This window comes from Xenorhabdus innexi (genome assembly GCF_002632485.1).
GTDB lineage: Bacteria > Pseudomonadota > Gammaproteobacteria > Enterobacterales > Enterobacteriaceae > Xenorhabdus > Xenorhabdus innexi.
Genome location: NZ_NIBU01000009.1, coordinates 50,391 through 74,563, shown reverse-complemented (window position 1 = coordinate 74,563; position 24,173 = coordinate 50,391). Strand labels below are relative to the sequence as shown.

General features: G+C 49.9%; 22 protein-coding genes and 1 pseudogene. 1 reads left to right on the top strand and 22 read right to left on the bottom strand.

Going from position 1 to position 24,173, the window contains the following annotated elements:
- Positions 1 to 445 precede the first annotated feature (445 nt).
- Positions 446 to 985, top strand: a complete 540-nt coding sequence (locus Xinn_RS05735) for a phage tail protein (RefSeq protein WP_086954297.1) — start codon at positions 446 to 448, stop codon at positions 983 to 985.
- 59 nt (positions 986 to 1,044) lie between these two features.
- Here the strand turns inward: Xinn_RS05735 and Xinn_RS22635 are convergent, their stop codons facing one another.
- From Xinn_RS22635 to Xinn_RS05625, 22 genes and pseudogenes are all read right to left on the bottom strand, one after another.
- A complete protein-coding gene (locus Xinn_RS22635) occupies positions 1,045 to 2,463 on the bottom strand; it encodes a phage tail fiber protein (RefSeq protein ID WP_244590142.1) in 1,419 nt (472 codons plus the stop codon).
- Between the two features lie 23 nt (positions 2,464 to 2,486).
- Entirely contained in the window at positions 2,487 to 3,521 is a 1,035-nt protein-coding gene (locus Xinn_RS05725) for a DUF6453 family protein (protein WP_086954298.1), read from the bottom strand.
- On the bottom strand, positions 3,522 to 8,135 hold the full coding sequence (locus Xinn_RS21915; RefSeq protein ID WP_086954299.1) for a TipJ family phage tail tip protein: 4,614 nt from the start codon (positions 8,133 to 8,135) through the stop codon (positions 3,522 to 3,524). It lies immediately after the preceding gene.
- Positions 8,135 to 8,713, bottom strand: a complete 579-nt coding sequence (locus Xinn_RS05715; protein ID WP_086954300.1) for a tail assembly protein — start codon at positions 8,711 to 8,713, stop codon at positions 8,135 to 8,137. The genes Xinn_RS21915 and Xinn_RS05715 overlap by 1 nt, the downstream gene beginning before the upstream one ends.
- Positions 8,656 to 9,369 (bottom strand): C40 family peptidase, encoded by a 714-nt coding sequence (locus tag Xinn_RS05710; RefSeq protein ID WP_086954301.1) that lies wholly within the window; start codon positions 9,367 to 9,369, stop codon positions 8,656 to 8,658. Before Xinn_RS05710 ends, Xinn_RS05715 begins: the two co-directional genes overlap by 58 nt.
- 4 nt (positions 9,370 to 9,373) lie before the next feature.
- Positions 9,374 to 10,078, bottom strand: coding sequence for a phage minor tail protein L (locus Xinn_RS05705; protein ID WP_086954302.1), 705 nt, complete (start codon positions 10,076 to 10,078; stop codon positions 9,374 to 9,376).
- Entirely contained in the window at positions 10,075 to 10,410 is a 336-nt protein-coding gene (locus Xinn_RS05700) for a phage tail protein (RefSeq protein WP_086954303.1), read from the bottom strand. Before Xinn_RS05700 ends, Xinn_RS05705 begins: the two co-directional genes overlap by 4 nt.
- Before the next feature lie 32 nt (positions 10,411 to 10,442).
- On the bottom strand, positions 10,443 to 13,715 hold the full coding sequence (locus Xinn_RS05695) for a tape measure protein (protein ID WP_086954304.1): 3,273 nt from the start codon (positions 13,713 to 13,715) through the stop codon (positions 10,443 to 10,445).
- A gap of 144 nt (positions 13,716 to 13,859) precedes the next feature.
- The gene (locus Xinn_RS05690; RefSeq protein ID WP_143706520.1) at positions 13,860 to 14,537 is read right to left on the bottom strand and encodes a hypothetical protein; all 678 of its coding nucleotides are present in this window, start codon (positions 14,535 to 14,537) and stop codon (positions 13,860 to 13,862) included.
- 130 nt (positions 14,538 to 14,667) lie between these two features.
- Complete coding sequence (locus Xinn_RS05685) at positions 14,668 to 15,405, bottom strand: hypothetical protein (RefSeq protein ID WP_086954306.1); 738 nt, start codon at positions 15,403 to 15,405, stop codon at positions 14,668 to 14,670.
- A gap of 15 nt (positions 15,406 to 15,420) precedes the next feature.
- A complete protein-coding gene (locus Xinn_RS05680) occupies positions 15,421 to 15,912 on the bottom strand; it encodes a hypothetical protein (RefSeq protein ID WP_143706521.1) in 492 nt (163 codons plus the stop codon).
- A gap of 492 nt (positions 15,913 to 16,404) precedes the next feature.
- Positions 16,405 to 16,717 (bottom strand): annotated as a pseudogene (locus tag Xinn_RS22625) (phage antirepressor N-terminal domain-containing protein); the annotation flags it as partial.
- A 336-nt stretch (positions 16,718 to 17,053) separates the two neighbouring features.
- On the bottom strand, positions 17,054 to 17,740 hold the full coding sequence (locus tag Xinn_RS05670) for a DUF6246 family protein (protein WP_086954308.1): 687 nt from the start codon (positions 17,738 to 17,740) through the stop codon (positions 17,054 to 17,056).
- Positions 17,741 to 17,804: 64 nt separating this feature from the next.
- Positions 17,805 to 18,323: a hypothetical protein gene (locus Xinn_RS05665; protein WP_244590140.1), complete on the bottom strand. Its 519-nt coding sequence runs from the start codon at positions 18,321 to 18,323 to the stop codon at positions 17,805 to 17,807.
- Positions 18,324 to 18,390: 67 nt separating this feature from the next.
- Entirely contained in the window at positions 18,391 to 18,759 is a 369-nt protein-coding gene (locus Xinn_RS05660; RefSeq protein WP_086954309.1) for a phage tail termination protein, read from the bottom strand.
- The gene (locus tag Xinn_RS05655; RefSeq protein WP_086954310.1) at positions 18,756 to 19,124 is read right to left on the bottom strand and encodes a hypothetical protein; all 369 of its coding nucleotides are present in this window, start codon (positions 19,122 to 19,124) and stop codon (positions 18,756 to 18,758) included. The genes Xinn_RS05660 and Xinn_RS05655 overlap by 4 nt, the downstream gene beginning before the upstream one ends.
- A gap of 1 nt (position 19,125) precedes the next feature.
- Positions 19,126 to 19,497 (bottom strand): hypothetical protein, encoded by a 372-nt coding sequence (locus Xinn_RS05650; protein WP_086954311.1) that lies wholly within the window; start codon positions 19,495 to 19,497, stop codon positions 19,126 to 19,128.
- A gap of 1 nt (position 19,498) precedes the next feature.
- Positions 19,499 to 19,876, bottom strand: coding sequence for a DUF7370 family protein (locus Xinn_RS05645; RefSeq protein WP_086954312.1), 378 nt, complete (start codon positions 19,874 to 19,876; stop codon positions 19,499 to 19,501).
- 43 nt (positions 19,877 to 19,919) lie between these two features.
- Complete coding sequence (locus Xinn_RS05640; RefSeq protein ID WP_086954313.1) at positions 19,920 to 20,927, bottom strand: phage coat protein; 1,008 nt, start codon at positions 20,925 to 20,927, stop codon at positions 19,920 to 19,922.
- 17 nt (positions 20,928 to 20,944) lie between these two features.
- Positions 20,945 to 21,649: a hypothetical protein gene (locus tag Xinn_RS05635; protein WP_244590139.1), complete on the bottom strand. Its 705-nt coding sequence runs from the start codon at positions 21,647 to 21,649 to the stop codon at positions 20,945 to 20,947.
- A 73-nt stretch (positions 21,650 to 21,722) separates the two neighbouring features.
- The gene (locus Xinn_RS05630) at positions 21,723 to 22,787 is read right to left on the bottom strand and encodes a structural protein (protein ID WP_086954314.1); all 1,065 of its coding nucleotides are present in this window, start codon (positions 22,785 to 22,787) and stop codon (positions 21,723 to 21,725) included.
- A gap of 8 nt (positions 22,788 to 22,795) precedes the next feature.
- Positions 22,796 to 24,172, bottom strand: a complete 1,377-nt coding sequence (locus tag Xinn_RS05625) for a DUF4055 domain-containing protein (RefSeq protein WP_086954315.1) — start codon at positions 24,170 to 24,172, stop codon at positions 22,796 to 22,798.
- Position 24,173 lies beyond the last annotated feature (1 nt).

Sequence of the window (24,173 nt, the reverse complement as noted above, 5' to 3'; positions counted from 1 at the left end):
GTACAAAACCATGTACAGAAAATAAATTTGCGAAAATTTTACACTGATAAAAGGTCTTTGCAAATTACAACTTGGCAGGCGACAAAAGAAGTTCACTTGAGCCAGTAGCCCTGCTTTCAATCATCTCACCATTCAAATAATTTCATCTTAAAATTGTCTATTGATTAGTCTATCAGAAAGGTAACGTTACTTTATCGATAATATCTCAATAGCAATAATTCAAATAAGGAATTAGTTTTTATCAGTATTGAAATAAATTTCGTTAATTGATCCTCTGTCATTTTATGTCATCCTGCCAACAAAACATGCTACCTATCAAAAAGTAATCAAGCCGTACTCTCCAAAATTGATGAACCCATTTTATTGATGTTCACAGGCGGAGTAGTATCCCACCGCCTTCATGTTACTTAGCAATGTGTATTGTTGATTAAATGAGGGAATGACTATGCAAGATAAGAAGCCTGATGTATCAACACAACAGTTATGGGAATATACCATCTTACCTGTTGGTGTTCCTATTCCTTGGCCTACAGAAACACCCCCTGAAGGTTGGGTGATATGTAATGGCGAATCATTCGATACAAAAAGATTCCCAAAGCTTGCCCTTGCTTATCCAAAAGGGATATTACCCGACTTGCGTGGTGAATTCATTCGTGGCTGGGATAGCGAAGGGATGATTGATCCAGAACGTAAATTGCTGTCTAAGCAACAGGCAACTCTGTTACCGTCGGTATATACCTATAAATTTTTAGATAAAGAATCGGGGGTATTTGTCTCACCGCCAATGAGTGCATACAAAACAGAAGGGATAGAGGGGATAGAAGGTACAGGCATAATAGCTAAAGACTTTGATGAGCCTGTGTACACACCAGTTGGCACATACCTATCTGCTAAATTAATAGCAGAAGGCAATGCTGCAAAGTTAGCAACATTCAGAGTTCGCCCTCGCAACGTCGCATTCAACTACATCGTCAGGGCTGCTTAATTCTGAGTGAATGCAGCTCAGGTTCTTGCATCAGGGGCGTTATGCCCCTGTTCTGGTGGTTATTCCTGCGGCTCACCATCACCAACCCTCTCCGCCGCTGCCTTCTGCTTCAAATTCCACACTGAATTCTCCGGCATCTGGACACGGACGTCTAACCGGCAACCTTCGGGAATATCACACGGTTCACCGTCCTGATAGTACACCTTCTCCCCGTCAATCAGGGCTTTGATACGCTTGTTCTGAAAGCGTTCTGGTAAGTGACTGTGCTGACGGTGGAACGTCTCAATCGTGATACTGCCGTCCTTGTTCACCTTGTCATCAATGTAGATGAGTTCAAGGCCGTTGTTGTTCTTCGGGGAAGAGATGCCACCGTGAACCCCCCACGCTTTATCGGAGTTATAGCCCAGTACGCCAGTAACCTGATAATGACCGGTGTTTAGTTTAGTCACTGTAGCCCCTTCGGATTCGTCATTGGTGATAAAGGTGCCGTCAGGGTGAATCTGAAGGATGGGAGAGGACGCTTTGATAAATCCATTGCTGTCACGCCAGCAATTCGTTCCTAACGACAGGATAGTGCCGGAGCCTTTTGGTAATGTCTGAACCGATTTATTTAAGCTATTAACGTCCCTGTCTATAAAATTTAATAATACATTTGAATCATCAGGCGCACTTTCTATTCGCCAATGCGTGCCAGAGGGTCTGTATACCTTTAACCCACCCCAATTACTATTAGAGTTCAACGTGATAGTACCCGGGTCTATTGTTAATACTCGTCTGGCGTTAATATCAATGGCATACCCCATAGTATCCGCCCCACCCCCACGAATAATGCCGGTATGCACATAATTTTCATACCATCCATAACTGGTGAATGCGACCTGAGCGTTTTCTGGCTGCCCGCCTTTCGTCGATACCAACATGACCGCATTACGCTCATTCGGTAAGGTTTCTACCTGCTTAAATCTGAAATACCCCTGATAATTCCCACCACTGGCGGAGACTGCACCGATATTTTGGGTAAACGCCGCTTTATTCGGAATATCCGCCCCGTTCCGGTTTTTATCCAGCATTGATGCCTGTAGTGCCTTAATCGACTGCAACGACACCGTCTGTCCATTCGGCAACGTCAAATCCACAACCCCGTTCTGCGTCATCCATTTATCCATATTCTGCAGAAAGGTGATGATATGGCTGTTAATCGCACACAGATGCCGGACACCATCGGAGATGGAGTTGGGCACGGTGGTCTGAATCTGGTACGTGACGTTATTCAGCGTCACGGTCGCCTTGTCCGCCAGTACCAGTTCAGTATCGGAGTTCACCGCCTGAATCATATGCAGTAAATTGCTGCTGCCGGACTGGATGAGAATCACCTGCCCCGGTGCCACGCCGTTCAGGTTGTCTTTAAATTGGGTGCCGGTGCCACGGACCATCGCCGAGCCGGACACCGTAGAAATTGTGCCTTGTGTGTAAATCATGGTAATTCCCTGAAAAGATAAAATTAGAAATAATCGTCGAAATTAATCGCGTAAATGTCGTAGTTGATGGGTTTGTAGCTGAACCAATTCACCTGAAAGTATTCATAATCCATGCGTCCGGCTTCATTGACGGCAATCGTCTTCCCGGCGAAGCTGAAACCGGAATCGGCAAAGCGCCAGCTGTTTCCCCGGATATTGCGGGCCAGTTTCGCCAACCGGCTGACCTGCACCATCGGGCGGGCAATGTGGCTGGCTGAACCACGCCCGTTTCTGACCGGGATCATTTCGCCCAAAAAGAACGGGGTGTAATACGAGGAATAGGTCATCTCTCCGGCAGCGTTATACACCGCCACACCCACATCGGGTTTCTTAAGGGAGAACCCGCTGGAGAAAATCACCACGTACACCTCGCAGGGAACGTCATTGTTCCTGATGACTTTATCGTGGTTCATGCCGACCGCCGCGCCCGGCGTTTCTGTCCGGGCAAACACCAGACACTGTTCACGGTTCGGGATAGCCGCCGGTACCCGCCATTCTCCCCATTTCCCTAAGGTGATTTTTCCCCGATACACGCAGTAACCCAGCCGGTTCCGGTCAGACAAGGTTGCAATGCCGTTCATGCCTGCCAGTTGAATGCCAAAGGAGCTGGTCGGCTTCGGGTAGCCACAAACCTGAATGGAGAACGTCCGTTCGCGTTCAAAAAAGGGATCGAACCAGCCTGTGACGTTGCCATACCAGTCGGGTTTTCCGTTCGGGCTGTCACTGTACTCAAAACGCAGGTACTCCCCCTCCATACGGATGTTGGTGAGGCGTATATCAACAATGGCGGATACGTTCCCGTTCTGCCCCACCATCACTGTTTTTATCGGGATCAGGACAATATGGAAATCCTTTGCCTCCGGGATATGACGGGATTGTTGCCAGCCCTGCTTGCGGTAATCCCCGTGTAAATCAATGGTGATCGTCCTTATCAGGCTCAGTGTCTGCGCCCGGTCAGAATCCAGCCGGTACGGTTTGCCCCCGTCACCGGGATGCACTAATAGGCCTATTTCACTCATTTAGATTTCTCCGACCTTAACCCTTAACACGCCGTTGCCATCAAACACCGCCAGTCCGGTGTTATCGAGCGCGACCCTCGCCCCGCCTGAGGTGCCTTTCATCTCAAACGCGCCATTTTTCGGTAAATTCCAGCCCGCGTGAGGCCAGTTATCTGAGCGTAACCCATCGGCAATTTTTGCCATCGAAATCGACGCATCGCGGATTTTAGCCCCGTCGATCACTGCCGTGCCAAGAAAGGCTTCCTTGATAAACACCTGCCCGTCTTTCACCATAAAAACCGATTCCAGCTTGCCGTTAGCGGGGTTGACCACCGTAAACTGGTTGGCGCGTACCCCAAAATGTGTTTCCACCTGCCCGTTTTTGACCTCCGCCCCGATGACCATTCCGGCTTGATAAAACTGGCCTTTGTAATTGACTCCAGCCCCGATATCCTTGATGGCATAGCCGTTGCCGTCGATATCAAACACGGCGGTGGCTTTCTCTTCCAGTACCGCCCCGTTTTCCCCGACCTTCGCGCTCAGGGTCGCCATCGACTGGGCAAAAGCCTGACGATCATCGGCTCGCGCTTTATCCACCCGGCTGATTTCCGCCCGGATTTGTCGCTGTTCACCTGCGGTGGTGCTGGCTTGCGCCGCCAGTTGCAGCGCCGATTCCGCCTGTGATGAGGCTTGTGTGGTGACCGTCTGGTTTAACCTGGCTATCTGAGCCTGCTGGGCGTCATACTGGCTCTTTTGTCGCGCCTGTATTTCAGTGGACGTTTTCTCAAGATCAGCAATGAGGGTATTCTGGCTGTCAACCTTACTGTTAACAGCGGAAAGCTGACCGCGCTGTTGATTGAGGCCATCCTGCAGTGTGTCATCCCCTTTCTTCATCGCCGCCCTGAGCTGACTACCCGTTTCCACGACCGATTTATCGGTTTCGGATTGCGCCTTTCTGACATCGACTATCGCCGCCTCGTTGCCATCAAGCCGGGCGGAGAGCTGTCCCCCCATCTCCACGCGGGCTTCCGACTCGGTCGCGATGGCTTTCTCGGTGCTGACAATTTTGGCCTCAGAGGCCAACTGCCGTCCGTTAACCCCATTGAACTCGGCGGAGACCTGTGCGACAGCCTCAGCCAGTGACGTCTCCACCGTCGTCAGGGTATTTTCGACCCGACCCAGACTCGCCTGCTGTGCTTCGTACTGGCTGTGTTGTTTTTCCTGCAACGTGGTGGTGGTTTTCTCAAGATCCGCGAGCGCCGTTTGTTGTTCCGTGAAAGCACTGCTGATGGCGGATAATGCACCGGCCTGCTGGTCGATTTCCCCTTGCAGCCCGTCACCGGCAGACTGTATCTCAGCCCGGAGCTGCGATGTTGATTCCGCCAGTGCCTTGTCCGTGTCAGACTGTGCTTGCTTAATCTCCACCAGTGAGGCCGCTGACTCATCAAACTTCGCCGTGATCTGCGCCCCCATCTCTGCCCGCGCTGCCGATTCGGTAGCGATGGCCTGCTCATTCTTGATAATCCGGGCCTCTGCGGTCAGCTGGCGTTCATTGAAGACATTGAATTCTGCTGAGGTCTGCAGGAGGGATTCTGCCAGTGCCTGCTCGGTATTGGTGACTGAGGTCTCAATCCTGCTCAGGTCACTTTTTTGTGATGCAAACTGTGAGGTAGTAGCCCGCTCGAAGGTCGCCTGCGCCTCAGTGACATGGGCGATGGCTTCCGCGTGACGGGTGACGCGGCCTGCAACGTCCTGAACCCCTTCTTCCGTTTCCTTCATGGCCGCCTTCACCTGATCCAGCGCCTGAGAGACCACCTCACCCTGTGTCACTTGCGCCTCTTTAACCGCCAGCACGGCAGCGGCATTGCCCGCCACGTCTGCACTGACCTGTTCCTGAAATTTGGCGTGCGTTTCCCTGTCGTTAGCCTGAACCTGCTCAAGCCGGTAAATCTCCGCTTTGCGATCCGCGGATTCCTCGGTCACCCGTTGACTGACTTCGGTCGTGAACCGGGTGGTTTCTAACGTCCCTTCAGCGATATCCGCCAGCTGGTGCTCAAGGTTGAGCGTTTTGTTGCCCAGCTGATTGGCGGTGGATTCAAATTCAAGTGTCTTATCCCCCAGTGCCTCAGTGACTTTTTCTATCTCCGCCACCTTTTCTGCATGGTGCCGGAGGTCTTCCGCCAGTCGCTTGCCACTTTCAGAAGAGAGAAATTGTTTACCCGTAATGTCCAGTATGTCGTTGGCATTATTGTCTGGTTTCCCCTCAGCTTCGACAAAGTGCGATTTACCGAATTCATTCACGCTGCGCACATAGAACCAGTAAGAAGTACCGGCTTTCAGCTGCCCTTTTATCCAGAACTTCGCGATGCCCAGAAAATCGGCTTGGGCTTCCACGTCGTTAATATCGGGAATGGGTCGGTCTGAAAACCAGAATTCAAACTGGGTATCCAGTGTCTTCGGGGCGCTGATATGCGGGAGGGCTTTCAGCTCAAAAAAGCCGGGTTCAATGGTGATGACCGAGGGCGCAGCCGGGGCACCAATCACCATCGGCACACGGGCTTCATCCCCCAACATGCCACTGTCGTCACGGGCACGCACCCCCACCTGATACACCCCAGCATCCAATCCGCTGAAATAGTATTCCAGCTCGCGGGTATTGCCGTGGGAAACCACTTTAGTGTCCCGATAGACCGTGACGTCAAAGGTGATCGTGCGGTTTACCGTGGTGGTGGCCCACATTGCACGCGCCTGTACCTGATTGCTGTCCTGAATGTACGCCATACTCAGGCGTTCTATGTTGGGAATGCGGATCACGTTTTGTGTGGCGGGCATCCCCTGAAAATCGACACCCTCATCCACTGTTGCTTCTTTCTGCGGCTCATGCTGAAGACAGGTGAAATTGTAATGACCCGTTTTGGTGTCTTCAGCAATACTGATAACCCGGAATAACCGCGTAACCAATGACCGCTTGGAAATAGAGAACACCCCCCACTGCCGCAAGCCCACCGGTTCATCTTTCAGGGTGACCCTATCCCCGCTGACCGATTCAATTTCGACCCGGACAAACTTGCCCGCGGTGCCCATATAGGAGAAATAACCGGACTCCCCTTGGGCAAAGTCGGCAGGCGCATCAAGACGCACGTCTTTACCGGAAAACGCCAGTACCCGTCCGCCGATGCGGGCAGCCGCGAAGCTGTTATCGGCAATGTCCACAATATCGCCCGGAATGCAGTTAATGCCTTCGCGACCGGTACTGAACGTCACCGAATCCGTTTCGAGCTTCTCTGTTTCAATGATCCACCGACCGACCCGGTGTGCCTGCCCCCGACTGGTACAGCCAAACGCGGTCACCTTTTTAACGTTCAGGCCCAACCGGTCAACCAGCGCATCATCCTGAATCAGTTCCCGTTCTTCTTTCCAGCCGTTGTCCGGGTTGACCCACGTCACTTCAATCACCGTATGCCGGGCTTTCTTGGCGGCGGCACTGTAGTTAAATTTGCCCTCGACCACATTGGCATTGGTGAATGTCCAGACCGGATCGGCAGGCCGGTCCTGAAAGCAGGTCAGTTGCAGCCCGTTCCAGACCTGCATACCCCGAAACACCGAGGCCAAATCATCCAGCACATCCCGTGCCTTACGTTGATTGGCGATGTACGCATTGCAGGTAAAGCGGGGTTCGGTGCCACCAAATCCATCCGGCACGAGCTGGTCACAATATTGCGCAATGGCATACAGGGCGAACTTGTCACAGCCAAATGCCCCCATCAGCTTGCCGATGCCATAACGGGTATGGGTCACCAAATCGTAGAATATCCACGCCGGGTTATTGGTGTAGGCCGGTTTAAAACGCCCTGTCCAGACCCCTTTATAGTCACGGGTTGCTGGATCGTAATTGTCCGGCACCTGCACAATCATGCCCTTAATGTGATAGGAGCGCTTGGGGGTATCGGCAAACAGGGAACGGTCAATGCGCATCCCCGCAATGGCACTGTTGGGGTAGCTCATCAGGGTATCGGTGATTTCAGTGTAACTGGCCCAGACTGTGCCGTTGCGCAGCCGGTCGCTTTTGCTGTCGTCGGTTAAGCGGGACACCCTAATTTGGAACGGCTTTTTCTTTGGTGCTTCAATCGTGTGGGCTTCCAAATAGGGGCCGCTGATTTTTGCCGGGCCGATATGCACAAATTTGGCGTTGTACCAGCCTGAGCCGTCATTCACATCGATAGACAATTGTACCGAGCTGTTTTCCTGATTGCCCTTGTCATCGGTCTTAATCAACTGGCTCACCCCCACGGTAAACCGCACCCTGTCCACATCGCGGTTGGAGACCGACCGCAGAATGGGCGTGTCTTTCTTCACTTCCACCCCAACCGAAATTTCACTTTCCACAAACGGGTAATCGCTTAAGGGTTCCTGCGATTGCGTACCGGCCCGCCACTGCACCGTGACGCCGTGGATATTGGGATTACCGTGCTTATCCACCACCGGTGTGCCGTTGAGGCGAAACCCGTGCAAGCCACCGACCGGCCCTTCAATCTGCCCTTCACTAATCAAATCCACGACATTGAGAAACTGCTTATTTTTCAGGTTATCATCCAGCCGTTTCGGGGTACTGCCCTTGCCACCACCTTTACCCATTACTCGATCTCCAGGCCCTGCGAAATCACATTTGACCCCACCACCAGTTCCCCGTAAGCAATCGGCACGGGATAGCCCTGCCCGATCCGGTTTTCCAGTGAACTGAAATAGCGGTTCCCCTCGGTTTTACTGGCCCCCATCGAGGGGGTATCCGGCATTTTGGTCAGCATCGTCGCCAAGCCTGCCCCTAACAGCGCCACCCCCGCCATCGCCAGCCCCGCCGTGTAAGCACTCCACAAGGCGATTGACGCGCCCCCGGTCATAAAGGCCGCCGCAATCGCCACGCCTCCCAATACCGCCATGCCGATCCCGGCACTATTACCACCCGCTCCGGTAATCACCGGCACAATCGTCACGGTATCGCCCGCATTCAGCGGATGATTCATCCCCGCCGGCATCGATTGTGCCGTCATATCCCGCCCGGCAATGCGAATGCGGTACTGCCCGTCAGCCAACGCCTGCTGGAAGCCTTTTAACTGATAACACAGGCACCTGACCGCTTCGGCGGCGTCACGCACCTCTAATTCATAGCGACGGCCAAATCTTCTGAGATGGCCGCCAAGCTGTAACTTGACCATTGAGAATGTCTCCAGACTGAATGTGTGTAGCGAAGCCAGTAACCGTCATAGATATCCCGCTTACTGATGCGATCAGGACGATGATGCAGAATGTGCTGGTTACCGAGATAAATCGCCCCGTGACAGGGCGTCTGACTGCCCAGACAAATCAGGATGATGTCGCCGGGCTGAATCTCATCCACCTGCCGGAACCCCTGGCTGAGGCTGTTATCGAGATACAGGTTCTGCCCCGTGTTCCACCATGCTTCATCACGGGGAATATCGTCTAACTCAATCCCCGCCAGATGGTAGGCATCCCGGATCAGCGAGTAGCAATCCTGTAACCCGTGGATAAATTCGCGCCCCAATAAACGCGGCACCGGTCGGAATTGATGCACCCGATCACCACAGACCAACCACCACGGCAGCCTGGTTTTTATCTGCTGTCGGCGGTCTTCGGCACTCAGATGGGGTTGACCGTTAGGATGGCTGTGCACAATGGCCTCAATCTCGGCCATGCCCTCGGCGGTTATCCAGTCATCCGGGTGAATGTCAAAATAGTGCGCCGGATCGGGGGCAATATTGCGGCAGGGAAAATAGCGCCCCCCGGCAATCAGGCCGCACGACTCCCTCACCCCTTCCGCTTGCGCGTGGGCGATAATGTCTTGTTCAATCATGGTATTAACCTAACTTATTGGCACCCAGAAAACCGCCATAGGGCATCGATAACGGGCGGGGAAAACGGATCACGCAGCCGCTGTATTTCTTGGAGCAGCGGTCTTGCAGGGGATTGGAGGTGGACTGGTCTTTTTCATCCGCCACCGGCGGGCCATCATAGCCACAGTCTGCCGAACGGTACTGCCAGCAGCAGATATCCGCCTGAATCACCCGTGCCGGAATTAACGCACCGTCCGTTTCACTGGGCAAGGCCAGCAAATAGGTGACAAAATCCGCATTGGCCTCCTGTTTCTGCTCAATCAGGTACTTACTGACCGCTTCCCGTGTCGGATCGGCCTGCGGGTTGCCATTGAGGAAGTTCACCGCATCCAGATATTGTTCCGGCACCTGATGGCGTGTCACCACCGCCCCCAGTGCATCATGGAAATCCTGATTGATGGCGGTCATCAACCCATTGATATTGGCAAACACCATTTTCGGACGGGCACTGGGGCCTTTCCCGTTCATCTCAAACCCGCTCACCTCAACCGGGTACGCCTCATAGCGCACCCCCTGCCAAATCACCGGCTGTAACCGCCCGTTCATGCCATCATGAAACCGGTAGATATCGCCGCCAAAGGCGGTTAAATCAATTTCATACAGATTGAGAATGGCAGCCTGACCCAGTTCGGTGACCGCAATCCGCATGTCCTGTGGTATATCCCTCATGCCACCACCTCTTCAAACGTACAGTTCACTGACCAGACCACCCGCTGGCGGTTGACCGTCCATGACCGGCAGACAAACGTGCGCAACCGGTTATCGTCACTGGTGCGCCATGTAAACGCCTCCACCGCGCCCCGTGCCCGTAAAAACGCATCAATCTCACGACCCATATCGGCCTGTTCAATAAAATTCAGCTGGTAGCGTTTGAGCTGATGATTGAGGCCGTCTTTGACACGCTGCTCATAGCCATCACCGAACTTAATCACTTTCACACGCGGCGCATGGGACACTTCATAATGATCCTGTGGCCGCCAGGTAAATTCTGGTTTTGTCATATTTCACCTATAAAAAAACCTGCCGAAGAAGGTTAATGTTCCAGCATACCGCCCGGCCTGCGTTCATCCATCAGCACGTCATAAATGGTCTTTTTCACCATCCCTGACATCATCCGTGCATCCTGTTCGGAAAAGTTGCCCTGTGTCTGGACATTAAACGACACGTTGATACTGCCCACCGATACGCCATTACCCCCCTTGCCCATCTCCCGGTTACTGACCACCTTCCCCCGATCGCCCGGTATCATGTACTGATGACCGTTGTTAGCCTTGAATATCTCCGGCTGGTTATTCTCCCCAATCCGGTAGGCGCCGTTTGGGCTGACGGGTCCGCCGTTCTTACGCGCCCCCAGTAAGGCAATCATGGCAGGGACAGCGGCAGTCATGGCAGCCATGCCAAACGTTGCCGCCGTCCCCATAGTGGCCACACTGGCCGCTGCTGCTGCCGGTGCCATTGCCGTGGTGATGGTCGCCCCCGTTGCGACCGCATCCACCTTCGCCGCCGTATTCGCAGCTTTTCCGATGATCATATTCTTGATTTGCTGCATCCCCATCTGGACTAAGGCAGAGACGGCTTCGTTGGTGATGGTTAACGCCAGATTGCGCATGGCTTCATTGGCGGTCTGCGTGCCGGTTAACAGTCCGGTGATGGCATTGGCGGAGCGTTGGCCTAATGCTTCCAGGGAATTTCCCATAAACTGATACATCTCACTCTGCCCCTTCCATTGCTCCCACTGGGCGTTGGTCATGTCATCATTGAATTTACGGGTCAGATCGGCTTTGAGCTGGAGAATTCTTTCGTGTTCGCCGATATCATGGGCATTATAGGCATCCAGTAACGCCATTTTTTGCGTATATTCATTCTGGAGCTGCTGAATCGGATCGACCTGCCCCATTAATGTATCGTTCGTACTAACAGAGGCGCCCACTTTTTTGTTAATGTCCGCTTCCGTTTGTTTCTGCTTATAACGTTCCCTGATTTCCTGTTCGCGCTTGTGGAAATCTTCTTTTTCAATCAATTCCTGATCTTTGATACGGATCAGGTAATCCAGCTCTTCATCCATGCTCGCCTTTGATTTCGCCAACGCATCCTGCTCAAGAAACCACGCTCTGGCAGCAGCATCCCGTTCAAGGTTGTACTTCTCTTCGGCTTGTTTTCTGACTTTTTCCAGTACGTCGGGGGACGTCCCTTTCGGCATGGCTTTGACGGCATCGTATTTCGCCATTTCAAGGCTGTTTTCTTTGTAACCGGTGTTAATCCGCTCTATTTCAGCACGCTGCCGGGCTAACGCATTCGTAATATCATTGGCTCGCTGCTCAGCTTCATCTGCGGCTTTCTTTCTGGCGTTTTCTGCCTTCCTTTCAGCGTCTTCTCTTTTTTGTTTCGCTTCCTTCAGTCGATTTTCTTCTCTGATTTCTTCCTCTATCACTGTCCTCTGCTTAGAGCTTGCGCCCACCTCATCAGCCTTGAACTCTGCGGCCTTTAAATCCCTTTCCAGCCCCTCTTTAATCCTGAGCAGTTCATTGGATTGTTTAAGTTGCTTGATGTAGTCAGCGGCTTTTTCAGATGCCTGATCAGTGCCTTCATTTTTGTTTTTGAGAGCATCCGCATTTTTATTGGTTAGATTTGTGTTGTCAGCAATAGCTTTATTGGTGAGATCAAGCGCCTTTTTATAATTACTTTCGACCGTTTGCATATCCTCAAGCTCACCCTTAGCCAAGGCTAACTCTTCTCTGAGTTCCTTCATTTTTTTCTCAGATGGTGTTGCAAATATTAGCCCAGCATTATGATCAGCGTAGTATTGAAGGCCGCTTACCTTGACTTTTTGCTTCTTTGTCTGTTCACGCTGTTCATCTAGCTTTCTTTCTAATTTGACTTTATTTTCTTCAAGCTTAACTTTACTCAGCGCCTGTAGATTGCCAGTCAAACTCTCAACCGTATTAGATAAGTCTTTCGCCTCTTTCTTCGCATTTTCTGCTTGGTCATGGAAATAATAAAGCGCTGTTGCGGCTAGCATCACCACCCCCAGTGGCCCACCTAAAAATGCCATCGCGCCTTTCAGTCTATTCATTGCAACGCTGGCCGTGTTTGTCGCAGCGGTCAGCCTTGTCTGGGCAGTGGCGGCAACATCTTGTGCAGTTCTGTATGTCGCTGTGGCTGTCGTTGCCGTGGCTTTAGCAGCGGTGAATCGGGCAAGTGCCGCTGTAGCAGCGTCGGTGCCCCTGACGACAGCATATTCAGCCTCGGCATGGCGTAATGCCTCAATCGCAGCAATTTTATCCATTTCTGCTTTACGCAATGTCATATTGGCGGCATACAGTGCGCTTTCTGCTTCTGCTTTATTCGCTTGCGCTAACGCGATAGATGACCTGACGTTTGTGATTTTCTGACTCGCCGCCAGTGTCATCGCACTGACCATCCTTGACCCCATCACAGCAGCCAAGGCAGTGGCAGCCCCCGCAACCAGATCCATATTTTCACTGACCGTGACCAACGTGCTATTAAACGCTTTCAGTGCCGTCTGAACCGTAGTGGATTGACCAAAAAACTTGGTCATATTGTTTGCCGCCATTTCGATTGACTGGCTCATGGTTGCAGATGTTTTATCAAATTCTTTCGCGATAGTGCTGGCCTGCGCCAGAAAAGCCTTCGAGACAACCTTAGCCGTTAATTTACCCTCTGCCGCCATCTTCCTTAGCTGACCGATATTTACGCCGAGGTGGTCACTCAATGCTGCAATTAAACGACTGCCGTTCTCAGACATGGAGTTAAATTCTTCACCGCGCAGCACACCCGAAGCCATCGCCTGCGAGAACTGAATCATAACGCTTGATGATTCTGCCGCCGTTGCGCCTGAGACCACCAGACCTTTTGCCACGGTTTCGGTTAATTTCGCCACCTCATCAGCCGACATCCCATAACTGCGCGTGGCTCTTTCAAGGCGACCATACAACGCAGCCGTAGCATCCAGATTCGCACGGGAGTTCTGGGCAATATTGAATACACGCTCGGTCACTTCCGCCAGTGTTTCATTGGTTTTAATGGAGTTAACCAGTTTGTTATTCACCACAACCCACGCATCGGCATAACTGGCTATTTTCTCCACGGATAAAGCGGCGGTGACCGCAGTGGCTGCCCGTGACAGACTGAGTAACGCTTGTTCGGCCCCCTGCACTGAACGCCCTGTTTGATTAAAACGCTGCTCTACCTGACTCATGCGCGAATCCAGTTGCCGTTGCGTTGTCAGAAGTTGCGCCACATCCATTGATACCTGATAAACAATATTGCCGACCTGCGTTGTCATTTTCCGATCCCCTTAAAACAGAAAACCCCGCCGAAGCGAGGTTATGGTTGATTAGTGTAGATAACTGCCAATAATAAGCCCCGTAATGAGGCTTCTGTCTAAAGTGGCGTGAGAAAAAATCCCATGCTGGCAAGATCTATTTAATTAAAGTGAGTCTTTATTAGCATTATTTATCTCTTTAGCACATTCAATATGATTCTTGAATTCATATTGCAAGAGAAGGTATCCAGATGAACTATCGCTAGCTTTAGCACTCAATAATAAAGAACCAACATTATTTTTTTGCAAAGCTTCGCTTTTAGATTCCCATTTTGCACGTAAAACTCTTTCTTTTTTATTTAATCCTTCCATCCAATCTCTCGGCTCATTCCATATCGAACTGGGTAATAGCAAGTCAGTTTCCTTACTTTCACCGTAAATCGAATCAAGAGATGTCTTTAGGTCATTAAATTTAACCCTTAGAGAAATGCCATATGCGTCATTTTCGATATCGTTACCAATAGCGCGTATTTTGCAAAGCCCGAGCGTTGGGGAGATAAAAAGTGCATAGATTTTAAAAGAATCATTTTTTTTAGGTAATTTGTCCACTAGATAAACATTTGTAACTTTAGTTGGCTCTAGTGTGTTACCGATCATATCCTCAATATTTTTCTTCGTTAGCCCCATCTGTAATCCAAATGGTCCACTAGCCGCTGGCAGTAATTGTTGCTCGGTTTTCAAACTATCTACTTGTTGATTATCTTCTGGAGATAACTCTTTTGAGTCACATCCAACTAATAAAACAGCGCCCACAAGCAGAGCAATTACATTCTTCCTCATCATAACCCCTCATCATTAAATTTTGCTCATGATACCAATCAGTTGGCGCAAAACAATGCAAAAAGCCACGATTAAGTGGCTTTAGAAATGCAAAACCCGCCGAAGCGGGTTAGCGGGATTAGATTTATAACGGTTAAGCATAATTATCGTATATTCGCTCTTTGCTGATAATATTGACCAAGTGGTGGCAAGATTCCATTGACAGCTTCATTTCTGAACCCCATAGAGCCATATCACGCTGATCTAGTCCAATCGCACTCCACGGGAGGACGCCTTTAATTCCGCGACCATATGGCGTCAATACATCTATAAATTGCTTTTTCGTGCAGTCATAGACTCTGACCTCGCCAATTTTTATCATTCCCTGCGCCCATAATCGGCCACCCAGAATGGTTTGTATATGGTCACAAACTAAATAATCATGCCTTAAAAGCAAGCATTTATATATTTGCTTAGCAATACCAATACCCTGATATTTACGTAGTATTTCAATGCCTCTAATCTGTTTACCCGTTTTTAGAGTGTCATAGTCATAAAAGTTAAAATCATTAAATGCTACCCTGCCAATCAGAGAGTCTTCATTGGGTTCATGCATATCTAATGACAATAATTCTTCAATTATCTGCCATTCTTTTAATCCTGCTCTTTTTAGAGCGGCTGCGTGATGCGAGTAGAAGTCTTCTGTCCCGCACCCCATTTCGACTAATTCGCAATAGTAATCGAATTCACTACCAATTAATGCATATTCAACCACTCTGACTAAATCACCGTCAGAAGATAGGTAATAAAATGTATCTATTATTGCCTCTGATGTGCTGAAAGGCTTACGCGTTAAGTCTTTAGAATAGTTTTTAGTGAAGTTTGGAGCCAATTCCCTATCTCCGGTTTAGTGAAGAGATAAACTTTTATATTGTGACATATAGCCAATAATTGAGGATTTAATCAGCTCTATAGCTTTATCAACATCTGCGCACAGCTCAGGGTACTGTGCTTTAGGGTCTACTATAACATTCACTTTGTTGCGCCTATATGAGAATTCCGCAAAAGGAACAACATAAAAAGCATCACTTTTCTTATCGTTGTTTATTGTAACAATAAATATTTGACGATTGGGATCACTTCTAAAGCTCAGACGACGGATAAAAAACTCTTTCTGCAAACAATCATCAAAGAACCTATCAACTATTTCTGTCGAGTGGCTAATAGTTTGTATAGATCTGGTATGCTCAGTTCTCATATAGCCCCCTAACATCATGAAGTTAATATAAAAATCATTACCATTTATCTCATTGATAAATATAACTGAGGTAATATTAGACCGTTTGAACCTTAGGTTCAACAGCTTAAACTCTATTTTAGTTGTCTGTTTAATCATCATAATGCATCAAATAATACCCAATTACTTCAACTTTTAGCCATCCTTGGCTTGGAGTTACACGCTGAGTTTGTAACCCTGTAATGCTTTCATCATCGGTCTCATATCTTCTTCATGTATCATCAGATAGCCAGCGCGTTGCGTCATCTCAGTGAAGTCATTCAAAGTAGCAACATGGTGTTGCGGGGTTAGCATCTGAGTACAATGCACCTCGCCATTTTTCAATTCCATCAGCAAGCGGCCTGTAAAACCCGTGTAACCATGAAAGATCGGAATTTCCTCTTTTCCTAAAAACTCACCTTCAACGGCTTTAGTCGCCAAATATTCGATAGCAGAGGGTAACTGTTCGCCCGTTAATTCATTGATATGTTTTATCCCAAACTCATGATGAACCATTTGGTATAACTTTTTACTGCTTACGCCATATTTGCCTATCAGTGTATTAACCAGCCCACGAAGAGGAGTGCGATCCTGAGTCGTGGTTTTCTTCGCTGTAACCTCTCCCGTTGTCCAGTATTCGTAAAGCACATCATCGCATGACGTTATCCCTGATAGCGACATTAACTTTATTCGGGTTGATAGTAGCTAACCACCCAGCAAGTTTACGAAGAGCGAGACAAGCCATATCCCTATTTTTACCATCTGCGGCAACTATGGTGATTTCCACCATAGTTGATTTAAAGCGTTTATTTAACTTAGCTAGCTGGCTTTTCCAGTCCATCCCCATCCCCTCAACCACCGGCTTCATCGGCACATACGGCTGACCGTGATAATTCACGATAGCGAGATCTACGCCATAAAATGGCACATTGAGGGTTTGAGTTACTGCCTTAACTGTTACAATGGTCACGCTTAGATTCCTAATCAAACTGGGCAATTCAGAGGCCTCTGACTATGGCTGTAGTCAGGGGCTTCGTCATTTCGGTAGGACGCTATTAATTACCAAGTGTCACTTTTTGTAAATAATAGTCATTTAAAATTGGGACACACTTCGAATATTCAACTATTTGTACCCATATGATAGGTATTTATCCCTTTTTATCACTAAACACCTTCAATAAGTCAGCAGATTTGATTAAATGGTAGATTGACACCCTTAAATAATCATTTTTTTCAGATTGTTACCACTGATGTCACTTTTTGATTATTTCATCCTCACCAGTTTTCGTTTACCGCTGAGCAATTCACGGGTGCGTTTATCATCGGCCTCAATCACCGCGTCGTATTCTTCACGGGTGAAGCCTTTTTCTTCCGGGAACTTCGCTTTCAGCATCATCTGGAATTCCGTCATGGTTAACCGCTCGGCTTCCGTGCGTGACATGGTGAAGTGGGTACGCGCCGCATTGATGTATTCCACCGCATGGAACGCATCAGAGTAGGCTTCTGTGCCTTCGTGACGCTGGAGTTTGCGCAGTTTGACTTTGCCCATTACCCCGTGGGTGATAAGTTCCTGGGCTATCGGGATCATATCCTTCACCGGCATGCTGCCCGGACGATAGACCACGCCCCGCTGTCCGGGGTGCCACTCCCCCGTCAGGGCGTCAGTGTCCTCTTCACAGCAGGCCTGTATCACCGCCATTGCGGTCGATAAGACCGGACGACCAAATACCGGCTTATGCATATGGGTCAGCAGCCAGTCGGGTAACGTGCCGTAAGCCTGCATCGCCTGTTGCACCAGTGCCTGTGCGGGCGCGCCGTTCAATACTGTATATGCCTCGACGATTTGCCGGGGGGTGCCCAGCCGGGTCATGGCCGCAAAAGAGGGACGCAGTAAAAAATCATTTTTCGCCGTGGAGATCACCATCTCCCCGATTTCAAGTATGGGTGTCATAAAGCCTCCTGAACATAATCAAGGGCACTGCGCCAGTACCCTTTGTGATATTCAGCCCCGCCGATCAACCGCCGGCGTTCTGCTTGGTCACGGCTTCTTCAATCAGCCAGTCAACCGAGTCGGCATCACTGACTTTTAACTCGCCGGAATAGGTGGCAATCTCATTGGCACCGAACTGGGATGACCACGAGGTAAACACCATATAGCCCTGCAACACAAAGGCATGGTCGCCCGTGAAATCCATTTGTACCCAATAGGCCGGCTGACGACCGGCCTGCACCTCTTTCGGGATTTCCTTCAGCAGACGCAAGGGGCCGAAGTCCTCTTTTTTATCTTCCTTGCGGTATTCCCCGTCAAAGCTGATGGTTAAGTCCATGCTGGTGACGACACTTTCAACCAGCCCTTTGGAATCATCCGCTTCAGACGTCAGGGTGTTGGGGGACAGGTCAAAGGATTTGGTGGTCAGCGCCCCGATGCGTAAAAATGCGGCTTGTTTCGGTGCGTTGTCAGGGCAGCCCTGAGCAATACGAATAATGGCATGACGACCAATCAGTTTATTGGTCTCTACCGGGCAATTTGCCATATAAATAACCTCTTATGGGTAAAAGAAAAAAGGCCGCATTAAGCGACCTCGTTTGAGTTTTGTTTGTTTATGACAAACAACGGAATGAGAGCCTGAATATCGTTCGGTTTTCTTCTGAAGTGATGGGCGATGGCAATCCCCCCACATTGAATACTGAGTTTAATTGATCGTCATCAGGGTTGTTGGCGACAAAATTCAATATTTCAACCGCTCTCTCCATCACGGGAATGGGCTTGCCTTGCTCAGAGACTAAAATCACATCAATGTAATCATCCGCACTTAACCCAGCCAGCCGCCCGGAGCCGCCAGCAGGTTGAATGACGAGATATTGCTGCGTTTGGGTATTCGCCTTTTCCTCCCACTTCAATCTTTGAGCGATAAAGCCCTCCGTTAGATTTCCACGCGCTAAGTAATCGAGAAAGTCATCAATAATCACAGCCTCAGTTCCTCCGCAATGGCAGCGTCAATCAGGGCTTTTGTTTCTTCAAAACCGGCCTTGAGGAACGCTTTCTTTGCCGTTGGGCGCTTGAATTTCTGTACCACTTTCGGGTCATGCACAAAGGCGGCATACGTGGCACTGTAACCCACTCGACCCGTGAACAGCGTGCCGCTAACGCTGACCTCCCGAAAGCTTGAGTTGATGAGTGTCTTTGTGTCGATGGGGGTATAAACAGCGGCCTGCCTGCCGCCAATATCTAATGCTCTGTGCATCGCCCTGCTGACTTTGTTTGACTGAATATCACCCACCATTTTAGCCAGTGAAGCCTTGGCTTCTCTGATGCCTCTCACGCTGGTTGCCATATCACGTCCTTATTTTGTAATCAGGATCTTGCCTAAACATGTTCATGTCATAGCTATCGACAGCGCGGATTGTTGAACCACCCGCTTTAACCTTTCGCGGATCAGGCTCTGATCTTGTGTCATCCTGAGTGATATAATCACCCACTTCGGGTCGTCTTACGGGCTTACCCTGGTGTAACAATTCGGTATTGAAAACCCGTCGAGAAATAAATTCACTTCCGTTGGCATCAATGGCCTTTTCATTCGTGGATACCCAGTTACAGTCAATAAGGTAAGGTGCGCCGAAAGTGATTTCATCCGCCCATGTTCCGCCGAAACTGACAGGGTAAACGGTCGCCACGCTCTTGTAAGACCATCGTGACATTTTAGCCATATCACCCCCTGAACACGCCGAACTGAACAAAACTCAGGGGTTTATTGATGGGTAAAGCCTCGGTGCACCCCTTCACATCCAGTTTTGATAACAAATGAGCCAGTTGCTTTCTTCCATCATCGAAGTACTGATATGAACGAGAAGCACCAGAGGGGGCACGTTCTGACGTTGTCTTTCTCACGTCAGCAGATGACAGCATTAACACAACGGCATAGAGCTTGATCAACAACACGGTTGACTCTGGGTATCCCGCAGCATGTAAGCCATCATCAATACTCTTAGCCACAGTGATAAATGCATTGATAATAAAATCAGGAGCCTCAAAGCCCATTGAATCCAGCAATTCCTGAACCTGCCCGAGGGTAATTTCTACAACCATGAAACCGCCTGAGTAACAAAGGGGCAAGCGCCCCTCTCTGTGATTAGCCCGCCGCCGTATCCTTCGCTTTACTGCCAGAAACCGGCTTACCGCTTAACACCGCTGCAAAGGGGACGTTTTTACGGTCAAACTTGCGCTGCCAGTTAGCCGCTTTAGCGATATCCGTGATTGACGGGGTTTGATTCGGGTCCTCTTCACCCAGCCAGCTGAATCCCGCCGGTTGCAGAATAAAGGTCTTACGTTCCCACAGGACTTCAGCGCCCCCGCCATTACCGCCCGATGCCTTGCGATCCAGCTCGACGGGCGTATGAGGATTGCCACTGCCGTAACCAAAGGCCCCGCCACCAAAAAAGACCGTGAGATAACGCCCATCGTCATATTTCAGGCTGTCATCCATGAACAGGGGCTTACCGAGGTAAGTTTGTAAGATAATACGGCCTTCTGAATCACGGATCGTTTCAATCAGGTTTTTGGTTGCCATCTGTTTCATCACCACAGAGTGAACCCCGATAGCACTGAATGTGTCGGCGGCATCACCGGCGGTAAACGCGGCGTCAATCAGGTTATTAGCGGAAATTTCATCTCCGCCCTGAACCACCATGTCACTATCATCATTCGCGATGTTGCTGCCAATCACCCCACGCGCCGTCCCAATCAGGTAGCGCTGCCATTGGCGAGTCCAGTAGGTACCAAAGCGGTTGCGAATGTGACTCATGGGTTCACTGTTTGCCAGTTCTGCGGCTAAGTCCGCCACACCATAACCTTTGTTGAGATATAACACGCGCGCTTTAAGGCTCGACTGGCTGGCCTTACCTACCTTACCGATCTGATCGGGGTTATCCGACGTGGCATTGGGTGCTTCGTTCGCATCCAAATCGTTCCAGTAGTTAATGGTTGCTGTACCTTGCCCCTCTGAGGCAATGGTATCCAATTGAGGCAGGCGGGTAATGATGCCCGATTCAAACACGGCGGTTTTTTCTGGGCTGTTCAGGGGTGCAATCGATTGATAATAATCACCACGAAAAATATCGGATAAACGAGTGGTTGCCATTAATTTTTACTCCTAATTTATTGGGTTTTCTGGAGGCGTTTGAATTCCTCGGGTTCTTCATCAAATAAACGGATGCGTTCAGCTTCCGTATAGTCGTGCCAGGTTTTACTGCCGCCTCGGGCAACCGTCTGGCGCACGCCTTCACCGCCGGTGCCGGTCGCTTTACTGCCGATAACAACAGGCGCAAACAACTTGTTGCTACGAAATTCTTTTTCTAAATCGTCAAGGGTGAGTGCGGACGGCTTCCCTTCGGCATCAATGACGCGTGTCTTTCCCTCTTCAACAATGAGGCGTGATTTGATATGAGGAAGGATCAACGCGGCCCCGTCCCCCGCCAGTTTCACCGCCAAAGATTGCGCCACGTTATCTACCAGCAACGTGCGTAAATTGCTGTCTTTTTCATCGAGTTTGGCTAACAGCTCTTTTTCACGGGAAGATAATTTTTCAGCCCAGCTCTTTTCCAGTGCTTCAATATCCCCATTTTTGCGAGCCTGTTCATCGGCGGCTTTTTTCGCCGCGTCTTCCGCCTGTCGGCGTTTTTCCTGCTCTGATTTTTTCTCAGAAAGCAGTTCATCCACTTTCCTCTGCAAACCAGAGACATCAGGCATGTCTGGCATACCTTCAATGTGTAACTGATATTGGTCGCCCTGCGCTTTGTACAGGGCTTTTTGCTCACCAGAAAGCGCCTCAAATTCGTCTTTCGTTAATAAAAATTTAAACATCGTCAACCTCGGGTCTGGATGATGCAGTCACTGACTGCGGAGAATAAAAAACCCGCGCATGGGCGGGTCTGTGTTATTTCAATGCAATGTCGGCTCGCTTAAATGCGTCGGGTGCCAGTTTTTGCATCTCCTTGAGCGTCATTGGGGTAAAGTTTTTGTGTAGTTGTAATTGAGCGAATCGCTCTGGTGAAAGCCCACCATCACGAAACAGCGCCCCTCGAGTGGGCCCTAATATCAAATCCTGCCGCTGGGCTGGCTGACGTGATAGCCACTCATAATAGTTTTCCTCTCCCCACTCCGAACGCCCCACTGGCTTTGTCACTATCAAATCGACATGCTTATCATTGAGTATGGGCAACCTTCGACTTCGACACCGTGGATGCAGCGGTGGCATCGGCCCCTCGCCAACCGGATATCGCTTAGCGGACAGCGCCCGGCACGTTGCTGACGTTTTGTTATCAAGAATGGCGCTAAACTCTTCTTCTTTGATGAGATCGTTGTTTTCTTTGTAAAACGCCTGGGCCGCGCCAGTGTGAGCATGTTGAATGGCGGTACTGGCTATCGTCTGATAGTTGTAAATAAGACGTGATATCGTCGAGGTCGTGACGGGCGTTTTATCCATCATCGTGCCGTTAATCGTGGCTTGCAGAGCCTGAACATCATGCTGTGCTGCCATGGCTAACACAACCTGATTCTCGACTTGCTGTATAGAGCTGGTCACCCAAGAGGCGATAAATTTCTTGAGAAATAATGACCCTCCCCATGCAACAAGCCCCAATGGAACATTGATAATCGATTTCTCGAGGGTTTCCTTCGAGGGCTGGCTAACCGTCTTTGCCACCGCCTGAGACAGGCTATCGGCTTCAAGCCGGCTTGATTCAATACCGATATCGATAACCGACTGCAATAAATGTGCTGAGTAACCCGTCATAACAGGCGTCAGTGCTCGCTTGAGTTCAGCAATAACGGCATTCAGTTTTGTTCTTGATGAAATTTGACCAGAAAAGTGGGCTAATGCCTTCGCCACCGCAGCCCTCAGTTCCTTTTGCATTGCTTCATCATCAACCATACCGGCTTTCAATCGCTCAAGGAGGATCTGGATCAGCATTGCATTATCTAACATCAACCGTGATTGCATATTCACCTCTAAAACAGCGAGTTAGCACGCGATGCTTCCAGCGCCTCAATAATATCTTCTGGCTTTTCATCTTGCGGCACGAGGTTGATGCTTTGCTGGTACTTAACAAAATCAATCAGGCGCATGGCACCCGATTGAACCGAGGCCAGTAATGCCGTCATCGCCGCTGAATCTAGTTGGGCGATATCATAGGATTTGTTGAGTTCGATGGTTGTCTCACCACTCCCGGCAAACTGAATGCAGAAATTAAGCGCCCTGTTAAAGGCTTGCTCAACATTACCCGCACACAATGAAAGCACGGAGTTATCTGTTTGCGCCTCATCTTGCGCCTGTGTAGCTGTTCGTGCCGACGTGCCACGCTCCACTAACTTAGCGCCCAGCATCGCCATTTGCTTTTCTCGCCGTTCTGCCACGGTGATTTGTATATTGCGCTCTTCGGGTTGGGCGAATTTCATATCGCCGTTTGGGGGAAGTAATATTCCATTGCGTGACCCGACCGTAAAACCCTCAGAAAAATACTTATCGGCCCATGTCTCAGTCAGTCCGGTTAATGCCACCATCGGCTGCCCGACGGTGTGTGCTGATTCGGCAATATCGGCTTCGGCCTGATAGTGCTTGATGTTCACATAGGCGATATCCGCCAGCGGCGGTGCATCCGGCGTGTGGTCATTGTTCATTGATCCAATCCATGACCACGGCAATTCAGATAATGGCTGACCGGTGGCATCTTTCAGCTCTACCCAATCATCCACCAGTAAATTGCTGTCCTGATACCAGTGCCGCGAATGTGCCCTGCCATCAATGAGCCGTAACTCAATCCAATGATCGACCAGTTGCAAATCAAAATAGTCCGAGTCTTTCGGCTCCCTGTAATGCACCACCACCAGTGACGTTTTCCCGTTCGTCACCCGCCAGTTAATAATTTCCTTGGCGGTAAATAAGCGGATATAGGGACGGCCTTTTTCAGCCTCTGACTGGATGCCGGAGCCTGAGAAATCAGTCAACAAGCCCGCTCTGCCACGCTGTAACACCTGAGAAAGCGCATCACGTATCATTTGTGTCAACGGTTGCCCTTCACCATCAATGTCGGTTTCCAGATATTCAATGCCGCCTGAGATATCAATTTTGACGGGCTTATTGAATGCAATACCCAGCAACCCGCTCAATGTGCGTCCCGTGGCGTTGATAAACGATGCCCGAAGCAGATAGCGTTTGTAACGTTCATTGCTGAAGTCATCCCGCGCTTTCTTGTCTGCGGGATGGGGTAGGTACTTTTCTTTTCGGCTTTTGACCACCCGCTCGCCATCAACACAATCCCCGATCATGTTCCACTCGGGCAAAAATTCGGTGTACGCCGGATGCGTGTAATCCACGTTGGTATTCATG